The 18,267-nt window shown below is 74.4% G+C and carries 12 protein-coding genes; 3 read left to right on the top strand and 9 right to left on the bottom strand.

Translation table 11 applies throughout. The features are described from left to right. Nucleotides 1-14: 14 nt before the first annotated feature. The gene (locus K7472_RS26145) at nt 15-1,244 is read right to left on the bottom strand and encodes a carboxylate--amine ligase (RefSeq protein ID WP_222981021.1); all 1,230 of its coding nucleotides are present in this window, start codon (nt 1,242-1,244) and stop codon (nt 15-17) included. A gap of 163 nt (nt 1,245-1,407) precedes the next feature. Between K7472_RS26145 and K7472_RS26140 the strand changes: the two genes are divergently transcribed. Next, nucleotides 1,408-2,643 (top strand): FAD-dependent oxidoreductase, encoded by a 1,236-nt coding sequence (locus K7472_RS26140; protein ID WP_252396264.1) that lies wholly within the window; start codon nt 1,408-1,410, stop codon nt 2,641-2,643. After that, nucleotides 2,640-3,476 (top strand): glycoside hydrolase family 16 protein, encoded by an 837-nt coding sequence (locus K7472_RS26135; protein WP_222981020.1) that lies wholly within the window; start codon nt 2,640-2,642, stop codon nt 3,474-3,476. The genes K7472_RS26140 and K7472_RS26135 overlap by 4 nt, the downstream gene beginning before the upstream one ends. A gap of 48 nt (nt 3,477-3,524) precedes the next feature. Here K7472_RS26135 and K7472_RS26130 read toward each other — a convergent pair whose 3' ends face one another. The 7 genes from K7472_RS26130 to K7472_RS26100 all read right to left on the bottom strand — a co-directional run bounded on the left by K7472_RS26130 (nt 3,525) and on the right by K7472_RS26100 (nt 14,501). Further along, entirely contained in the window at nt 3,525-4,349 is an 825-nt protein-coding gene (locus tag K7472_RS26130; protein WP_222981019.1) for a polysaccharide deacetylase family protein, read from the bottom strand. Further along, nucleotides 4,346-4,747, bottom strand: coding sequence for a hypothetical protein (locus K7472_RS26125; RefSeq protein ID WP_222981018.1), 402 nt, complete (start codon nt 4,745-4,747; stop codon nt 4,346-4,348). The genes K7472_RS26130 and K7472_RS26125 overlap by 4 nt, the downstream gene beginning before the upstream one ends. Continuing rightward, on the bottom strand, nt 4,747-8,928 hold the full coding sequence (locus tag K7472_RS32970; RefSeq protein WP_252396263.1) for a glycosyltransferase: 4,182 nt from the start codon (nt 8,926-8,928) through the stop codon (nt 4,747-4,749). The genes K7472_RS26125 and K7472_RS32970 overlap by 1 nt, the downstream gene beginning before the upstream one ends. Before the next feature lie 5 nt (nt 8,929-8,933). Further along, the gene (locus K7472_RS26115; protein ID WP_222981017.1) at nt 8,934-10,289 is read right to left on the bottom strand and encodes a glycosyltransferase family 2 protein; all 1,356 of its coding nucleotides are present in this window, start codon (nt 10,287-10,289) and stop codon (nt 8,934-8,936) included. Then, nucleotides 10,286-11,116, bottom strand: a complete 831-nt coding sequence (locus tag K7472_RS26110; RefSeq protein WP_222981016.1) for a glycosyltransferase family 2 protein — start codon at nt 11,114-11,116, stop codon at nt 10,286-10,288. The genes K7472_RS26115 and K7472_RS26110 overlap by 4 nt, the downstream gene beginning before the upstream one ends. A gap of 440 nt (nt 11,117-11,556) precedes the next feature. After that, complete coding sequence (locus K7472_RS26105) at nt 11,557-13,698, bottom strand: putative bifunctional diguanylate cyclase/phosphodiesterase (protein WP_308014094.1); 2,142 nt, start codon at nt 13,696-13,698, stop codon at nt 11,557-11,559. Then, complete coding sequence (locus K7472_RS26100) at nt 13,695-14,501, bottom strand: SAM-dependent methyltransferase (RefSeq protein ID WP_222981014.1); 807 nt, start codon at nt 14,499-14,501, stop codon at nt 13,695-13,697. The genes K7472_RS26105 and K7472_RS26100 overlap by 4 nt, the downstream gene beginning before the upstream one ends. A 212-nt stretch (nt 14,502-14,713) precedes the next feature. Between K7472_RS26100 and K7472_RS26095 the strand changes: the two genes are divergently transcribed. Next, a complete protein-coding gene (locus K7472_RS26095; protein ID WP_222981013.1) occupies nt 14,714-16,531 on the top strand; it encodes a glycoside hydrolase family 15 protein in 1,818 nt (605 codons plus the stop codon). On the opposite strand, the gene polX is transcribed toward K7472_RS26095, so the two are convergent. Then, on the bottom strand, nt 16,528-18,267 hold the full coding sequence (gene polX / locus K7472_RS26090; RefSeq protein WP_222981012.1) for a DNA polymerase/3'-5' exonuclease PolX: 1,740 nt from the start codon (nt 18,265-18,267) through the stop codon (nt 16,528-16,530). The two genes, K7472_RS26095 and polX, sit on opposite strands and share 4 nt — an antisense overlap.

Below are 18,267 nucleotides of genomic sequence, written 5' to 3'. Positions count from 1 at the left end.
CACCGGATCCGCCGTCACGCCCGCGCCCGCCGCCACTCGGCCGCGAGCCGGCTCGCCACCGTGCCGGTGAACCGCACCGCCTCGGCCAGCGCCGGCACCGGGTCGTCATGGCACAGCCAGGCGCGTTCGGTGTGCCGCCGGGGCAGGAACGACTCGGGCAGTCGGTGTTCCCGGGCCGCCCACGCCAGCGCGGACGGCAGGTCCAGCTGGCCCACCGCGTACGACCTCGGCTGCACCTGCCGGCCCACCGGGATCGGGCGGCCGGACAGGTCGAGGTGGAGCGCGCGCACCACGTCCACCCCGCGTTCGGACTCGAAGAGCCGGAACTGCGCCCCGGTGCGCGGGTTGAAGTCCAGCAGCTTGTAGCGGCCGTCGCGCAGGTCCAGCCGCCAGTCGAGGTCGGCGACACCGCTGTAGCCGATGCGGCGGCACAGCCGGATCGCCAGCGCCGCCAGCTCCGGGTTGGCCACGGCCCGGGCCCGCGTGGTGACCCCGGCGCCCGGCGGCCAGGAACGCTCCTTGACGCCGGTGAAGACCACCCGGGTCGCGCCGTCCGCCGCGCAGTACAGATGGGTGATCCAGTCCTCGCAACTCCGAGCCGGCAGGTACTCCTGGACCAGCAGCGGCGCGCGCACCTCGTGCGGACAGCGGGCGAGCAGGTCGGCCTCGCTGCGCACCAGGACGGTGCCGGGCACCGCCGGGTCGCTCAGCCTGGTCCACGGGTCGCGGTTCTTCAGCACCAGCGGATAGCCCCACTCCCGGCCCACCGCCAGCAGTTCCGCGTGGTCGGCCGGTGCCCAACTGCGCGGCGCCGGGACGCCGTGCCGTACGCACAACTCGTACAGCGCCGCCTTCCCCGCCAGCCTGCGCGGCAGACCGCGCGGCACCGGCGGCAGCAGGAAGTGCTCCGACAACCGGGGCGCGTGCTCGGCCAGCAGGACGGCCGCCTCGTCGTCGGTGGCCACGGCCACGCTGCGCACCCCGATCGCCCGGCCGATGATCACCAGGGCGGCGACCAACTGACGGGGCTGTTCGAGCCCGCTGGTCGGCCAGACGAAGCGGCCGGTGATGTAACGCGACAACGCGGTGGGCGTGTAGCGGTCCTCGACCATCGCGTACACCGGCACGCCGGCCCGCCCCAGGCTGCGGGCGACCCCCACGGCACCGTGGTGCTGCGGATAGCGGCCGACCTTCACCAGCAGCGCCGGAACCCTCGGGTCGAGCCTGGGCGCTGAGTCGTGCATGACGGCCTCGATCCGGAGCGGCGGCCTCCCGTCAGCACGATTCTCCGTGGCCCGCGGGCCCGCCGCCAGCGATGGCCCGGCAGGTCGCGGCACCCGCCGGAATGCGGGAGGATTTTCCTGCCCCCCGCAAGGCCTGTCCAGCGGAAGCAGGGGAGGACGACTGATGGCGATGACCGCGCGCGCCGGCGCCCCGACGACACCCGTGACCGTGATCGGCGCGGGACCCTACGGCCTGGCCGCCGCCGCCCATCTGCGCGGCGCCGGGATCCCGGCCCGGGTCCTCGGCGAGCCGATGGACACCTGGCGCGCCCACATGCCCGCCGGGATGTACCTGAAGTCCACCCCCTCCGCCTCGTCCATCTCCGCGCCCCGCGCCGCCTGGGGACTGGCCGCGTTCCGCGCCTTCGAGGGCCGCCCGCCGGGTGACGACCTGCATCCCGTGCCGGGCGGGGAGTTCACGCGCTACGGGACATGGTTCGCCGAACAGTGCGTTCCCGACGTGGAACGCGTGGAGGTCACCGGGGTCGCGCTCGACGGGCGGGGGTTCCGGCTGACGTCGGCCGACGGCGAGGAGTTCACCAGCCGGGCCGTGGTGCTGGCGACCGGCCAGACGGCCTACGCGTACCTGCCCGAAGTCCTCGCCGGGCCGCGGGACGCCGGGCGCGCCTCGCACACCGCGGACCACGCCGACCTGTCGGGGTTCGCCGGGCAGCGGGTCGCGGTGCTCGGGGCCGGGCAGTCGGCGCTGGAGAGCGCCGCGCTGCTGCGCGAGGCGGGCGCGTACCCCACGGTCGTGGCCCGCGCACCGCGCCTGCTGTTCGGCACCCCTCCCGCCGACGGCGACCCCCGTGCCCGCCCGATGGCCGAACGCCTGGTCAAGCCCGCGTCACCGCTCGGCCCCGGCTGGTCGCTGCGGTCGGTCAGCGGGGCCCCCGGCGCGTACCGCCATCTGCCGGACCGGGCCAGGGCGCGCCTGCTGCGCACGGTGCTCGGCCCGTCGGGGGCCTGGTGGCTGCGGGAGCGGGTGGACGGCGTGGTGCCGGTGCTGCTCGGGCGTGCCGTGCGCGCCGCGGACGACACGCCGGACGGGGTGCGGCTGCGGCTGCGCGGCCCGGACGGGTCGACGGAGGTGCTGGACGTCGACCACGTGCTGGCCGCCACCGGCTACCACGTCGACGTCGACCGGCTGACCCTGCTCGACGAGTCGCTGCGCCGGGCGGTGCGGCGGATCGGACGGGCGCCGCGGCTGACGGGGGACTTCGAGTCGTCGGTTCCCGGGCTGTACTTCACCGGCCTCGCGGCCGCGGCGACCTTCGGGCCGGTGCTGCGCTTCGTGTGCGGTACCGGCTTCGCCGCCCGGCGGATCGGCGCCGGGGTCGCGACCCGCCTACGGCGGTGACCGTGCGACGCGCGCGGCCCGCGCTGCGCGCCCTGGCGGCCTGCCTGCTGGCGGTCGCCGCCGGATGCGGCGCGCCGGCGGCGACCACTCCGCCGGCGCCGCCCGCCCCCGCCGCCCCGGGCCACTGGCACCAGGTGTTCGCCGACGACTTCGGCGGCAGCAGGCTCGACCCGGCGAAGTGGACCACCTGCTACGACTGGAACCGCGGGGGCTGCACCAACAGCACCAACCACGAACTCCAGTGGTACCTGCCGGGCCAGGTCACCGTGGGCGGCGGAAAGCTCACCCTCACCGCGCAGCGACGCACCACCAAGGGCACCGACGGCCACACCTACCCGTGGACCTCCGGCATGGTCTCCACCGGCCGTGACTCCTGGAACGCCACGCCGCGTTCCACCTTCACCTACGGCTACTTCGCCGCCGCCGTGCGCATCCCGTCCCAGGGCGGCATGCTCCCCGCCTTCTGGCTGATGCCCGCCTCCCGCCACACACCGCCCGAACTCGACGTGGCCGAGGGCCTCGGCAGCACCACCACGGTGCGGATGACCACGCACTGGAAGGGACACGACGGCACCGAGCAGTCCGCGGCCGGGCACTACGGTCCGGTGGACTTCCCCGCCGGCTACCACGTCTTCGCCCTCGACTGGGAGCCCACGTCGCTGACCTGGTACGTGGACGGCACGCCCCGGTTCCGGGTGACCTCGGCGCAGCAGATCCCCCACGTGCCGATGGAGGTCCTGCTCACCCTCGCGGTCGGCTACCCGTCACCACCGCCGCCCGGAGTCGACTCGGCGGCGATGTCGGTGGGCTGGGTGGACGTGTGGCAGCACTGAGAGACGCTGGACTGACGGCACGCCAAATACCTTGTCCAGGATGGAAGTTCACTCCAGCGTGCTCGGGCCGGGCGGGCCGCCGACCGGTCGTCCGGCCACCGCCCGTGCCCTGCGGTACATCCGCCAGCCCCGGGTGCGCAGCGACTCGTGCAGAGGGGCGACAGGGGTGCCGGCGCAGCGGGTCCAGCGGGTGAAGGCCTCGGCCGTGGTGTCGGAGCGCACCATCAGCCGCGCGATGCGCATCGGATCGTCGGTCGCGGAGCTGATCGCGTTGCCGACCGCGGCCGCCGAGGTGTAGCCCGCCTCGCGGACCGCGCGGCGCACCGAGGCGCTGGAGTAGCCGTGCGGGTAGGCGAAGGAGTACACGGGATGGCTCAGCGCGTCCTCCAGCCTGCGTTTGCTGTCGAAGACCTCGTGCCACACCTGCCGGGCCGAGAGGGTGTCGAGCTGGGGGTGGGTGACGGTGTGATCGCCGATCTCGAAGCCGAAGGTGTCGAGCGTGCCGATCTGGCGCCAGTTGAGCATGTCGGCGGGCGGCAGCAGGCTGCCGTTGGGACCGGTGCCGGGGGTGTGCACGGCGCCGGTGGTGACGTACACCGTCGCGGGCAGTCCGCGATCGGTGAGCAGCGGGGTGACCGTCCAGTAGAAGTCGGCGAAGCCGTCGTCGAACGTCAACACGGCCGAGCGCGGCGGCAGTCGGGTCCCGCCGCGCAGCGCGGTCACAAGCCGCCGCAGGGGTACGACGGTCAGCCCCGCGTCGGCGATCCGGTCCAACTGCTCGGTGAAGACCCGGGGAGTGACCGCGTAGGGGGCGATCCAGTCGGGCGGATCGTCGGTCACCGCGTGGTAGAGGAAGACGGGCACCGGGGTCATGGCCGCGCCCCCTGTCCGCTGCGCGCCTCCTGTCCGCTGGGGGCGGCCGTGTCGTGCCGCCGGGGCCACAGGGCCACCACCGTGCCGAGCGCGGCCGCCGCCATCAGGGCGCGTTCCGGAGCGAACCGGCCCAGGAGCAGCAGCACTTGGCCCGCGAGCACCGCGTAGGCCAGGCTCACCGCGACGGTCAGCACGAGCCCGCGGGTGCGTCGTCCGACCGGGTCGGGGCCCGCCGCGGCCCGCTCGGGCGCCATCCGCAGGACCACCGCCGCGCCGGGCACCGTCAGCACGGCGAGCGTCACGGCGGCGATCCGCAGGCCGGATCCGGCGGGCAGGGTCATCGCGGCCGGGCCGATCCAGCAGACGACGGCGAGCGGCAGACGGGCGGCGACACGCATCACGGACCTCCCGCCGACGCGGGCAGGACGCGGTAGACGATCGCGTCCGGCCCCCGGTAGAGGACCGGGTAGGACGCCGGGTCGGCGGCGAGCGCGGTCTCGATCCTCGGCACGGTGCCCGGGGGCAGCGCGCCGGTCGAGGAGACCTGCGCCTCCTGGGCCCGGGTGAGGATCAGGTAGACCGGCCGGGCGGGTCCGCCGCCGCTCAGCACCCGCAGCTCCGTGGCCGGGTCGCGCAGCAGCAGCCGCTGGTCGACCGGTGCCGCCTCGTCCAGCCACAGCCGGTCGTGGTAGCCGTAATCGGAGTACGCGTAGGGGAAGTTGTCGGACGCGGCGACGATCAGCGAGAAGCGGGGCGCGTGCGCGTACAGCCACTGGGCCGCCGCGGTCTCCGAGGGCGTGAAGTAGTTGGTGTCCTCCTTGCCGTAGTACGCCAGCGACAGTGCCGCCAGCAGTGCGACCACCAGGACCGGCACGCCCGCCCCGCGCAGCCGTCCCAGCCTGCCGCGCGGCACGGACCCGGCCGCGCCCGCGGTGGTCAGTGCCGGACGCAGCAGCAGCGTCGCGGTGGCGAACGCGGTCGCGGGCAGCGCGAACAGGTAGACCCGGAAGATCATCTCGCCGCCGTAGCTGTTGGCGACCACCCACGGCAGCGGCGCCAGCGCCAGCAGGGCCAGCGGGGTGCGGCGCAGTGCCGGACGCACCAGCAGCGCGAGCGCCGCGAGCAGCAGGACACCGCCGGACAGCACGCGGTCCGCCCAGGCCACCGCGACCTGGCCGGTGGAGACCCCGGTCAGCCCCAGCAGCCCGGAACCGGCGTTGGCCTCGGGCTGGGTGAGGCCCAGCAGCATGGCGTGGAAGTTCTGCGACAGGTAGGAGCGTGCCTCGGTCGCGTCCCAGACGAGCGTCAGCGCGGTCGTCAGCAGCAGCACCGGCAGCACGACCCGGCGGTTGCGGCGCGGTATCGCCAGCGCCAGCAGGGTGCCGATCAGCATGACCGGCGTCAGCGGGTGCGAGCAGACGATGGCGCCGATCGGCAGGGCCAGCGCGAGCAACCACCCTGCTCCCGGCGCCCGTTGCGCCCCCCGGCCCACGGCACGGCCCTCGCGGTCGGTGCGGGAGCGGGCGTGCCGCGCGGCCACCGCGTCGCCCGCGTAGGCGACCGCCGGTGCGGTCCGCGAAGCCCAGGGCCTCGGCAGCCGCCGCACCACCAGCGCGATCACGCACACGTACAGCACGTATGCGAACGCCTGCGGCGAGAAGTAGTCCTGGCCGACCCAGGAGCAGCAGAAGAAGACGAACACCCCGCCCCACGCCAGCCTGCGGCTGCGGCTGAAGGACCGGTAGAGCAGCAGGAGCGGCGCGATCAGGGCGACGTTGGTCAACACCGGCCACCAGGACGCGTACGACAGCGGTGAGGCGAGCCCGGTGCCGCGTAGCACCAGGTAGTTGAGGGCGAAGAACCCGGGCCACTGGGCGTAGACCGCCAGCGGCCCGAACGACGGCGGGATGGCGCCGTAGCGCAGCAGTTCGTCGGTGACCGCCACGTGCTTCCAGGCCCAGGCGTACCGCAGTTCGGGATAGAGCAGCGCGGGGGTGGCGTGCAGGAACGCGATGAGCGCCAGGACGAACGCCGCGTACGTCCAGCCCGAGGTGCGGCGATCCCGCAGCGCGGCGCAGAACCCGGCGGCGAGCACCAGGAGACCGGCCCAGTAGCTGACCGGCAGCACCTGCACCAGGCCGAGGTCGCGCATCGCGCCCAGGTCGACGTGGCGCAGCGAGACCAGCCACAGCAGCACGGCGAGCGGCAGCGCGATCCGCGCGAACAGCCGTGCCCGCGAGCGCGGTCGGGTCCGTTCGCCGGACGGGACGTCGTGCGGGCGGCGGACGCGGCCGACCGCGTAGCCGAGCGCGGTGGCGCCGACGCCCATGGTCAGCGCGCCCAGGGTGCGCGGCCCGGCGTCGGTGCCCGGGGTCAGCGCGCGGACGACGGCGCGCGGCAACGCCGAGCGCAGGTAGGCGCGTTCGCTGGACAGCGCCCTGCGCGGGCCCGCGAGCCGCGCGACGGCCGCCTTCGACAGCCCCTCGGCGTAGCAACGGGCCCGGAAGTAGCGGCGGGTGGTGCGGGCGGCGGGCACGTGGTGGCGTACCGCGGCGGCCGGTTCGTACAGCAGGGTCGAGCCGGGGTCGCGGGCGGCGACGCGCAGGCACAGTTCGGTCTCCTCGCAGCCCAGCGGCCGGGTGCCGACCCGCCCGAGGTCGGTGCGGAAGCCGCCCGCGGCGAGGAGGTGGGCGCGGCGGAAGGACATGTTGGCGCCGATGAGGTTGCGCACGCCGCCGCGGGTGCGTGGCAGACCCCGGTACGAGCAGCCGACCACCCAGTCGAACTCGGGCGGGAACCACGGCGGACGCCCGGTCTCCCACCACGCGCGCACCAGGCCGCCCACGCCCAGTACCGCCGGGTCGCGGTACGCGGCCAGCAGCCGCGCCGTCCAGTCGGGTTCGGCCGCCGCGTCGTCGTCGAGGAAGGCGACGACGTCGCAACGGGCGGCGGCCACACCGGTGTTGCGGGCCCCGGACAGACCCTGGCGTTCGGTGTTGACCAGCACCCGCACGCCGCGCAGTTCCGCCGCCGCCCGCTCGGCCAGCTCGGGGCAGTGGTCGACCACGAGGAGGATCTCGTCGGCCGGGTGCTGCTGTTCCAGGACCGAGCGGACCGCGTCGGCGAGGTCGTCCCAACGCTCCGGCGTGTACGCGCAGATGACGACGGTCAGGCTGAGCGTGCCCGGTGCCTCCCCGGTCGCCTCCGGCCGCCCGGGCCTGTCGCCGCGCGGCCCGGCGACCGTCTCCTCGTGGGATGCGGGCAGCCAGCGCGGCAGTGTCAGCAGCAGCGCGAGGCCGATGAGGCACTCGGTCACCAGCCAGGCCACGCCGACCCCGTTCAGTCCCATCACAGGCAGCAGCCAGGCGGTCAGCCCCAGCACCAGCACGCACAGCACCGCCTGCAACGCCACCGCCCACGCCAGCCGCCGCCGGGCCCGCGCCACGTCGATGGCCACGTTCAGCAGCAGGTTGGGCAGCGCGGACAGCGCCAGCAGCCGCAGCAGCCCGGTCGCCTCCCGCGCGTACGCGGCGCCGAAGAACGACAGCAGCCACGGCCCGCAGAACCAGAGGGCCACCACGCCCACCACCAGCAGCCCGCCGCAGTGCCGCAGCACCCGGTGGGCCTGCTCGGCCAGCCGCTCCGGCGCGTGTGCCGCCTCCACGATGAGCGAACTGCCCATGTTGTACGCGGCCAGGTAGAGGGTGTACGCGATGACCCAGGCGATCGAGAAGTAGGCGTTCTTCGCGTCCCCCAGCTCGTCCAGGACCAGCAACGGCACCACGTTGTACGCGGCGAGCCGGAAGAACGCCCCCACGTAGTCGGCCGCCGCGTACCCCAGCAGGCGGGCGGGCGGCGCGCCGAGTTCGGGGCCGGCGCGCTCGTGCGCGGGCACCGCGTGGCGCAGCAGGTAGACGTTGGTCACGACCAGGGAGACGGCCAGCGCCCCGGTCCACGACAGCAGGATGCCGGAGGCGAACACCAGCCCGGCGGCCAGCGGCAGCAGCGCGGTCTTGACGACGGCGAACAACGCGTTCTCGCCCAGCACCCAGTGGGTGCGTCGCAGACCGGTCAACGCGCCGTCCTGCACGATGAACAGCGCGTACCCGGCGGTCGCCGCCACGAAGCAGGGACCGGCGACCGGCCCGCGCAGGAAGTCCAGACCCGGGGTGACGGCCGGGATCACGAGGAGGAAGCACGCGGCCACCATCGCGGTGCACGCGAGGGACGCCCCGTAGCAGCGCAGCACGACCCGGCGGGTGTGGCGCCCGGCGGTGGGAACGAAACGCACCAGGACGTCGGCGAGATTGAGCTGTCCGACGCCCGCGAGCAGCGACACCGCGGCGATCACGGCGTAGCTGCGACCCACGGTCGCCGCGCTGTACCAGTGGGTGGCCAGCACCCAGAAGATCGCGCCGAGCCCCGCGGTCATGAGCGAACTGAGCGTCAGGACATGGCCGTTGCGCAGCAGCGGCTCGTACGACAGCGCGGCGCGCACCCGCCCGCGCAGCACGGCCGGGTAGGACCGCGCGGGCGTGGCGCCCTGCGGCGGCGCCGGGGGAGCGGTGCGCGAGGCCATCGGCATCACGCACCCACCGGGTCCGGGGAGCGGGGGAGACGGTCGGCGCGGCGGGCGGCGAGCACGCTGCGCAGGTAGCCGAACGGCCCGTACAGCAGCCCCCGTAGTTCCAGGCGGGTCAGCACGGCGGCGTCCGCCGGTCCGGGCAACGGACCGTCGGCGGCCGCGCGCGCCCGGGCCCTGGCCGCCGCGTGGGCGACGCCGCGCGGCAGGCGGCGCAGCAGAGCGGGCAGCGTGCCGGGACGGTGCCGGACCGCGGCGGCGAGGAACGCGCCGAACCCGGCGCCGTAGCCGAACGCCTGGGCGGCCAGAGCGTCGTCGGTGCGGCGGTGGCGGTGCCAGATGACGGCGTCCGGCTGGTAGACGACGCGGTGCCCGGCACGGATCACCTGGAAGAACGCCAGGAGGTCGTCGCCGCCGCGGGCGGGGGTCCCGGTGCCGGTCGCCGGGTCGAAGCCGCCGAGGGAACGCAGGACGTCGGTGCGGAACGCCATGTTGGCGCCGGAGCCGAACCGCCCGGCGGTGAACGGGAAGAGCGGATCGGGCGGCGGGTCCCGCAGCGACCAGGCGCGCGGGGTGAAGCCCTTGCCGAAGCCGCCGTGCCGTTCCAGCGCGGACTGCGCGGGCGTCTCCAGCTCGGCGGGCAGGATCAGCCCGGTCACGCAGCCGGGGCCGCCGCCATTGCCTTCTCGGTGCGCCGGGTCGTCGAAGGCGTCCTGGAGCGCGGACAGCCAGCCGGGGTCGGCCAGGGTGTCGTCGTCGGTGAAGGCGCAGATGCGGCCGCGGGCCACGGCGAGCCCGCGGTTGTGGGCCCGGCCGAGACCCGGCACCGGCTCGGTCAGGTAGCGCACCCGGTCCCGGTACCGGTCTTCGACCAGCTGTCGGGTGGCGTCGTCGGCGGGGGCGTTGTCGACCACGATCACCTCGTACGAGGGGTGGTCGCAGCGCAGCAACGAGTCGAGGCACCGCCGCAGCATCCAGGGCCGGTCGTGGGTGGCGACGACCACGCTGACGGCGGGCGCGCCCGCCGTCCCGTGGAGTCGTGGCGGTGCGGCCCGGCGCACGACCCGCGGTGCGAGCGGTGCGGCCAGGTGGCGATGGGCGGCGTCGGCCAGCGCGAGGCCGAGCCGCACGGTGTCCGTGAAGTCACCGTCGACGCTGACCAGTCCGAGCGGGTGCCCGTGCAGCCGCACCAACGCCAACACGCGTCCGCCCGGCGCGTCGGTCCTGGCCCCGCCGGGCGAGCGGGGCTCACCGGGCGCCTCCAGGTCCACGTCCACGACGTGGGCGGGGGTGTAGAGCGAGTCGCGGGCGGCGAGGCCGGGGCAGGCCGCCGGAGCGCGTCGGCCGGGGCCGGTCATCGCTTCCCCGCCCCCAGGGGGGAGGAGCGCCGGGCGCCGGGGCGTTCGGCGATCAGGGTGCGCAGCACCCGGCGGCCGTCGGAGACCGCGTGGAGATGCGAACGCCCACTGCGGCGGGGAAGTTCGAGGCTCGGCACCTCCGCGACCCGCAGTCCGGAGCGCAGCGCGTGCGCGATCAGCTCCGCCTCGATCTCGAACCCGGCGGAACGCGGGTCGAGTTCGTCGAGGAAGCTGCGCCGGAAGGCACAGAAGCCGTAGCACAGGTCGGTGAGGGTGGCGTGGTAGACGCGGTTGACGACGGTGAGCAGCAGCTGGTTGCCCAGCGACCTGACGCGTGTCAGGTCGAGCGAACCGCCGCCCGCGATGAACCGGGAGCCCTTGACGAAGTCGTAGCCGTTGTCGAGGAAGTGCAGGTAGTGCGGTATCTCGCCGGGCCACATGCTGCCGTCCGCGTCCATCATCACCACGTACTCGCCGGTGGCCGCCCGGAACCCGGTGCGCAGCGCGGCGCCCTTGCCCGGGCCGTCCTGCTGGATGCTGCGCACGGTCGGCAGGCAGTGCGCGGCCATCCGCACCGTGGCGTCGTCGGAGCCGCCGTCCACGAGGATCACCTCGTCGACGCAGGACGGGATCTGGTTGAAGACCCACGGCACGTTGCGGGCCTCGTTGTGGGCGGGGATGACCAGGCTGACGGTGCGTCGGATCACGGCGGCGTCGGTCGCGCGACGCAGCGGCTGGTGCTCGGCGACGCGGTCGCTCGCGCGGCGCAGCGGCCGGCCGTCGTGCGCGGCGCGCTGGACCGCGTGGGAGGGCAGGGGCGTGCTCATGGGAGGGCTGCCTAACGGGAGGCTCACGGGCCCCGACCGCCGATCGGGCGCGGACGGGCCCGGACACGTGACGAGGGGCGGGCCGGCGATGACGTACGTACGCCGGCGTTCGGCGTGCGCCGCGAGGACGTGCGCCGGCCCCCGTACCGGAAGGGGAGTGCGACCTACGGAGCGACGGGGGCGGGGATGGGCCCCGGCGGTTCGCCCCGGACGCGCAGGTGCGTCTGTCGGACTCGGACGCGTGATGCGTCGACCACCACAACTGGCGAATGTGCTCTCCGCGCCGGATGCGATCTTGCGTTCGTACCGATCGCGGTGCCAGGACCCCCACATTGGCAGGGCAGTTGGGTCAGGTCAAGGGCGTTTGTCTGATTTGCGGCTATTTTGCCGTTTGTTTACGAAAAGTGTGGTGTGTCGCGAACGAAGGGCCTGGCGCGGTCTCAGGCGCGCCGTACCCGGGGGTCACCGAGCCCCTCCGCGATGCGCCGGGTGATCTCCTCCGGCCGGGTCGGCCGGCCGTAGTACCAGCCCTGCGCCCAGTCGCACCCCATCGCCCGCAGCCGTTCGGCGTCCGCCGCGGTCTCCACGCCCTCGGCGGTCACCGTCAGGCCCAGGGTGTGCGCCAGCGACACCAGGCCGCTGACGATCCGCCAGCCGAGCAACTCGCCGTCGCCGCCGTCGTGCGGGCTCGGCCGGTCGTGCACGTCGGAGATGAACGACCCGGCGATCTTCAGCCCCGAGACCGGCAGGTCGCGCAGGTACGCCAGGTTCGACCAGCCGGTGCCGAAGTCGTCCACGGTCAGCGACACCCCCATGTCCACCAGCGCGTGCATCGCCTGCAAAGCGTGGTCGCGCGGCCCCAGCACCGCGCTCTCGGTGATCTCCAGCTGGAGCCCCGAGGGATCGAGACCGGTGCCGCGCAGCACCCGGTCGACGTCCGAGACCAGCGCCGCGTTCCTGGCCTGACGCACGGCCAGGTTCACGTTCATCTTCGGCGTCCCGGGACCGAACCGGCGCGCCCACCGCGCCGCCTGGTCGCAGGCCTGCTCCAGCACCCACCGGCCCAGCGGGATGATCAGCCCGGTCTCCTCCGCCGTCGCCACGAACTCGTCCGGTCCCAGGACCCCCAGCTCGGGATGGCGCCAGCGCACCAGCGCCTCGACCGCGGCCAGCGAGCCGTCCCGCAGCGAGCACAACGGCTGGTAGTCGATGAAGAACTCGCCTCGGTCCAGCGCCATCGGCATCCGCACCGACATCGCGTACCGGCTGACCGCCACCGCGTTGCGCTTGGGGTCGAACAGCGTCCATCGCCCCCGCCCCTCCTTCTTCGCCCGGTACAGCGTCAGGTCGGCGGCGCGCATGGCCGCCCCGGGGGTGGTCGCCGCGACCGGGCGTTCCAGCACGCCGACGCTCGCGCGCACCGCGAGCTTCTGGTCACCGATCAGGAACGGCTGGGAGAGCGCGTCCAGCACCGTCTTCGCCACCGCGACGCTCTCCTGGTGCCCCAGGCAGCTCTCCAGCAGCACCACGAACTCGTCGCCGCCCAGCCGCGCCACCAGGTGTCCCAGCGGTGCCACCGTCGAGGCGAGCCGTTCCGCGACCGCCGCCAGCAACTGGTCGCCGGTCTCGTGCCCGAGGCTGTCGTTGATGGCCTTGAAGCCGTCGAGGTCCACCGAGCACAGCCCGAACCGGGCACCGGGCTCCGGCGAGTCGAAGATCCGCTCCAGCCGCTCGAAGAACTCCGCCCGGTTCGGCAGCCCGGTCAGCGGGTCGTGGGTCGCCTGGAAGCGCAGCCGCTCCTGGAGCCGGTGCCGGTCGGTGATGTCCTCCAGCATCGCCACCTGGTAACGCGGCACGCCCTCCTCGTCCCGGATCAGCGAGACCGTCAGATGCGTCCAGATCACGCCGCCGGCGCGGCGGTAGTACGGCTTGTCGAACTGGAAGTGCTCGCGCCTGCCGTTGACCAGGTCGTCGTACGCCTCCCACACCCCGGGCGTGTCCTCCGGGTGCACCAGCTCGGGGACCCGCAGGTCCCGCATGTCCTGCGGCCGGGCGCCGAACATCTCCTGCAACGCCCGGTTGACGGCCAGGATGTTGCCGTTCACGTCGCCGATGCCGATGCCGATCGCGGCGCTCTCGAAGACCGCCCGGAACCGCGCCTCCGACGCGTACAGGGCCTTCTCCGCGCCCTTGCGGGCCAGGTCGGCGGCGAGGCGGATCGCCTCCTGCTCGCGCAGCGTGCGGTCGCGCAGCGCCACCGTCCAGCCGGACGCGAACGCGCCGGCCACCTTGGGGGCGTGCTCGCCCGCCGGATGGCCCAGCAGCAGTTCCACGGCCCGGGCCAGCACCGCCGCGTCGGTGAAGTGCGCCTCCACCAGCAGCGCCCCGGCCTGCTCGGCGGGGGCCGGGTCGAACGGTTCGGCATCCCGTGCCCGGCCCAGCAGTTCGATGGTGCGTGACACGACGCGGCCGAGGGTGCCCGGATGGACCGCGGCCCCGTGGCCCTCCCGTAGCAGCCGGGCCCACGCCTCCTCGAATCCGGCCTGCGCGGCGGCGTGGCCCGCCGTCGGTGCGGCGCTCACGACAGACGCCCCACCCCTGCCAGCCCGGTCATGCGCTCGGGGTGCGGCCCCACCGACTCCGGGCGCTCGGGACGCCATTCGGGCAGGTAGACCACCCCGGGCTCGATCAGCTCGAAACCGTCGAAGAGCCGCACGACGTCCTCCCGGGACCGCATCGTCAACGGGGTCGGGGTGCGCGCGTACAGGTCCTGGTGCGGGCCCGCCTGGTCCGGGCGGCCCTCGAACGAGGCGTGGGAGAGCACCAGCGCGCTGCCCGGCGGCATGGCGTCGCGCAGCACGCGCACGATGCCGACCGGGTCCTCCTCGTCGCGGACGAAGTGCAGCACCGCCACCAGCAGCACCGCCACCGGCTCGCCCGCCGCCAGCAGGTCCGCCACCGCCGGATCCGCGAGCAGGGCGCGCGGCTCGCGCATGTCCGCCTCGATCACCGCCGCCCGCTCGTCGCCCTCCAGGATCAGCCTGCTGTGCGCGACCGCGACCGGGTCGATGTCCACGTAGACCACTCGCGCATCCGGCTGGATCCGGCGGGCGACCTCGTGGACCGCGCCGAAGGTGGGGATACCGGAGCCGATGTCCAGGAACCGGGTGAAGCCCCGCTCCGCCAGGTACTGCACGGCCCGCCGCAGGAACCCCCGGTTGGCGCGCATGATCTTGGGGAGTTCGGGCCACAGCTCCACGGCCTTGCGGGCCATCTCCCGGTCGGCGGCGAAGTTGTGCGACCCGCCGAGGTAGCAGTCGTAGACCCGGGCGACGTTCGGCGTCTCCTGATCCGTCCCTTCCGGAATCCACCTCGGTCGCTTCATGCGAGCACCCCTTCTCGGCCGACAGGTCCACCCTCGGCCACAGAAAGCCTGCCCCCGTCACCCACCCGCCGCAACCGGGCGGGCACCGCGCCGCACCGGTCCGCCGCACCGGGCGGCGGCGCCCGCGTGCCGCCGGGGACCGTTGGCGAACCCGGGCGCCCCGGCGGGAGAATGGAGCACGGCGAAGCCGCACCGCACCGGACGGAGCCGGCATGCCGGGACGCATCGAGGACTACGCCCTGATCGGCGATCTGCAGACCGCCGCCCTGGTGGGACGGGACGGCGGTGTGGACTGGCTGTGCCTGCCGAGGTTCGACTCGCCCGCCTGCTTCGCGGCCCTGCTCGGCGACGAGCGGCACGGCGGCTGGCGGCTCGCGCCGGTCGGCGCCGACACCTGCGAGAGCCGGGCCTACCGGGGCGACAGCCTGGTGCTCGAGACGTTCTGGCAGACCGCCACCGGGGCCGTGCGGGTCACCGACTTCATGCCGCACCGCGACCGCGCGCCCCGCCTGCTGCGCATCGTCGAAGGACTGCGCGGCGTCGTGCCGATGCGCGGCGACCTGCGCCCGCGCTTCAACTATGGACGCGTGACGCCCTGGGTGCGGCGCACCGAGCACCACCGCGTCGCCACCGCGGGGCCCGACTCGGCCTGGCTGCGGGTCCCGGCCGGTGTGCACACCTTCGGGCACGACGGCGCCACCCGCTCGGAATTCACCGTACGGGCGGGTGACCGCGTGCCGTTCGTCCTGACCTGGCAGCCCTCCCACCTGCGCACCGTCCACCGGGTCGACCCGGATCGCGAGCTGGAGCAGACCGTCCGGGAGTGGCGCCGCTGGACCGAGGGGTGCCGCTACCGGGGTCCGTGGCGCGGCGCCGTCCTGCGGTCGCTGATCACCCTCAAGGCGCTCGCCTACGCGCCCACCGGCGGCATCGTCGCCGCCCCGACCACCTCGCTGCCGGAGACCCTCGGCGGGGTGCGCAACTGGGACTACCGCTTCTGCTGGCTGCGCGACTCCAGCATGACGCTGTCCGCCCTGCTGCGCGGCGGGTTCCGCGAGGAGGCGGAGGCCTGGCGGCACTGGCTGGTGCGGGCCGTCGCGGGCGAGCCCGGCGACCTGCAGAGCGTCTACGGCGTCGCCGGTGAGCGGCGGCTGCCCGAGACCGTGGCCGACTGGCTGCCCGGCCACCAGGGCTCCGCGCCGGTACGGCTGGGCAACGCCGCCGTGGGGCAGCTCCAGCTCGACGTCTACGGCGAGGTCGTGGACACCCTCTACCTCGCGCTGCGTGCCGGGATCCCGATGGAACGCCGGGTCTGGGGCCTGCTGCGCACCCTGATGCGCCATCTGGAGGCCCACTGGGGCGACGCGGACGAGGGCCTGTGGGAGGTGCGCGGCGAACGCAGGCACTGGACCCACTCCAAGGTGCTGGCCTGGGTGGCCGCCGACCGCGCGGTGCGGATGGCCGAGACCACCGGGCTGCCCGCCCCCATCGACCGCTGGCGCGCGGTGCGCGACGCCATCCACGCCGACGTCTGCGCCCGCGCCTACGACCCGGGCCGCGGCGTCTTCACCGCCCACTACGGCGGCCGCGAGCTGGACGCGGCCACGCTGTTCGTCGTCAGGACCGGCTTCCTGCCGCCGGACGACCCCAGGGTGGTGCGCACCGTCGAGGCGGTGCGCGACGAGCTGGACGACGGCGGCTTCGTGCGCCGCTATCCGCCCGCACGCTCCGGCGGCACCGCCTGCGACGGACTGCCCGGCACCGAGGGCGCGTTCCTGGCCTGCTCCTTCTGGCTCGCCGACGCGCTGGCCGCGATCGGGCGGCGCGGCGAGGCGCACGAGCTGTTCGAACGGGCGCTGGCCTCCGCCAACGACCTGGGGCTGCTGTCGGAGGAGTGGGACCCGGCCGCCGGCCGCCAACTGGGCAACACCCCGCAGGCCTTCACCCACGTCGCCCTGGTCAACACCGCGTTCGCGCTGACCGAACCGGCACTCGCGCTCGCCCCGGCCTCCCCGCCGCCGGCCGCCTAGCCCGAGGTCTCCTCGCGGCCCTCCTTGCGCAGGAAGCGCTTGAGCTTGCGCAGCGGCCAGGTGTTGATCACGTCGTCGGCGGTGAGCCAGCCGCGCTGGGCGGTGCCGACGCCGTAGCGCACGTAGTCCAGGCCGGGCGTGGAGTGGGCGTCGCTGTCCACGGCGAACCTCACCCCGTACTGCCGCGCCCGCAGGATCTCCTCGTCGCCCAGATCCAGGCGTTCCGGCTGGCCGTTGATCTCCAGCGCGGTGCCGGTGCGGGCGCAGGCGGCGAACACCGCGTCCAGGTCGGCGTCGATGCCGGTGCGCTTGCCGAGGCGGCGGGCGGTCGGATGGCCGATGACGTTGACGTACGGGTTCTCGCAGGCCCGCAGCAGGCGGCGGGTCTGCGCGTCGCGCGAGAGGGCGAAGTGCGAGTGCACCGACGCCACGCATAGGTCGAACCCCGCCAGGAACTGAGGCGGCCAGTCCACCGCGCCGTCCGGCCCGATGTTCAGTTCGGTGCCGTGCAGCAGCCGCATCCGCCGGTGGCGGCCGTCCAGCTCCCGCACCCGTTCGCGCTGCGCCAGCATCTTGGCGTCGGTCATCCGCTGCATGAACAGGTCCGGCGCGTGGTCGGTGACCGCGTAGTACGCGTAGCCGAGCCGCGACGCCGCGAGGACCATCTCCTCCAGCGTGGCCACGCCGTCGGTGAGGTCGGTGTGGGTGTGCAGGTCGCCGCGCAGGGCATCGCGGGTCACCACGTCCGGCAGCTCGCCCGCGAGCCCGGCGGCCACCTCGCCGCGGTCCTCGCGCAGCGTCGGCGGGATCCACGGCAGGCCCAGCCGCGCGTAGACGTCCTCCTCGGTCGCGGAGGCGACCCGCTCGCCGGACTCGGTGTCGAACAGGCCGTACTCCGACAGCTTCAGGCCGTCGCGCACGGCGATCTGCCGGACGTGGACGTTGTGCGCCTTGGAGCCGGTGAAGTACACCATCCCGGCGCCCCAGGCGTCCGCGGGCAGCACGCGCAGGTCGATCTGGAGCCCCTCGGTGGTGCGTACGGAGGTCTTCTTGGCGCCGTGCGCCACGATCTCGGTGACGAACGGCAGGGCGGTGAACGCCTCCATCACAGGCCCGGAGTCGTCGGCCGCGACCAGCACGTCCACGTCGCCGATGGTCTCGCGCATCCTGCGCAGCGATCCCGCGTACGCGCACCGCTCGCACCCCGGCACCTCGGTGAGCGCGGCCACCACCTCCTCGGCGACCGCCATCGCGGTGCCCAGCGGGACGCGCTGCCCCGACTGGCGCAGCAGCGCGATGCCGTGCAGCAGGTTCTCCTCGGTCTTCGGCCCGAAGCCCTTCAGGCCGCGCAGCCGCTCCGAGCGGATCGCCCCGGCCAGCTCGTCCACCGAGGAGATGCCGAGGTCCTGGTAGAGCGTCATGGCCTTCTTCGGGCCCAGCGCCGGGATCGCGACCAGCTCCCGCACCCCGGCCGGCACGCTCTTCCTCGCCTGGTCCAGCTCCGGGACGGAGCCGTCGCGGAAGTACGCGACGACCTTCTCGGCGATCGACGCGCCGACGTTGGGGACCGCCCGCAGCGCCTTGGCGTCCATCCGCGAGACGTCCGCCGGGTGGCCGGCGAGCGCCCGGGCCGCCTTCTCGTACGCGCGGGACTTGAACGCGTCACCGCCGGTGATGGCGAGCAGGTCGGCGTACTCCTGCAGGACCGCCGCCACCTCGTCGTTGGGCCGGGCCAT

The organism is Streptantibioticus parmotrematis (assembly GCF_019890615.1).
GTDB classification, from domain to species: Bacteria; Actinomycetota; Actinomycetes; order Streptomycetales; family Streptomycetaceae; genus Streptantibioticus_D; species Streptantibioticus_D parmotrematis.
This window is presented reverse-complemented; position numbering and strand designations above follow the sequence as displayed.

Excerpts from the sequence above, each read along its gene's own strand:
- K7472_RS32970 (WP_252396263.1), bottom strand. The coding sequence starts at position 8,928 with ATGGCCTCGCGCACCGCTCCCCCGGCGCCGCCGCAGGGCGCCACGCCC.
- K7472_RS26140 (WP_252396264.1), top strand. The coding sequence starts at position 1,408 with ATGGCGATGACCGCGCGCGCCGGCGCCCCGACGACACCCGTGACCGTG.
- K7472_RS26100 (WP_222981014.1), bottom strand. The coding sequence starts at position 14,501 with ATGAAGCGACCGAGGTGGATTCCGGAAGGGACGGATCAGGAGACGCCG.
- K7472_RS26115 (WP_222981017.1), bottom strand. The coding sequence starts at position 10,289 with ATGACCGGCCCCGGCCGACGCGCTCCGGCGGCCTGCCCCGGCCTCGCC.
- K7472_RS26130 (WP_222981019.1), bottom strand. The coding sequence starts at position 4,349 with ATGACCCCGGTGCCCGTCTTCCTCTACCACGCGGTGACCGACGATCCG.
- K7472_RS26125 (WP_222981018.1), bottom strand. The coding sequence starts at position 4,747 with ATGCGTGTCGCCGCCCGTCTGCCGCTCGCCGTCGTCTGCTGGATCGGC.
- K7472_RS26110 (WP_222981016.1), bottom strand. The coding sequence starts at position 11,116 with ATGAGCACGCCCCTGCCCTCCCACGCGGTCCAGCGCGCCGCGCACGAC.
- K7472_RS26095 (WP_222981013.1), top strand. The coding sequence starts at position 14,714 with ATGCCGGGACGCATCGAGGACTACGCCCTGATCGGCGATCTGCAGACC.
- polX (WP_222981012.1), bottom strand. The coding sequence starts at position 18,267 with ATGGCCCGGCCCAACGACGAGGTGGCGGCGGTCCTGCAGGAGTACGCC.
- K7472_RS26145 (WP_222981021.1), bottom strand. The coding sequence starts at position 1,244 with ATGCACGACTCAGCGCCCAGGCTCGACCCGAGGGTTCCGGCGCTGCTG.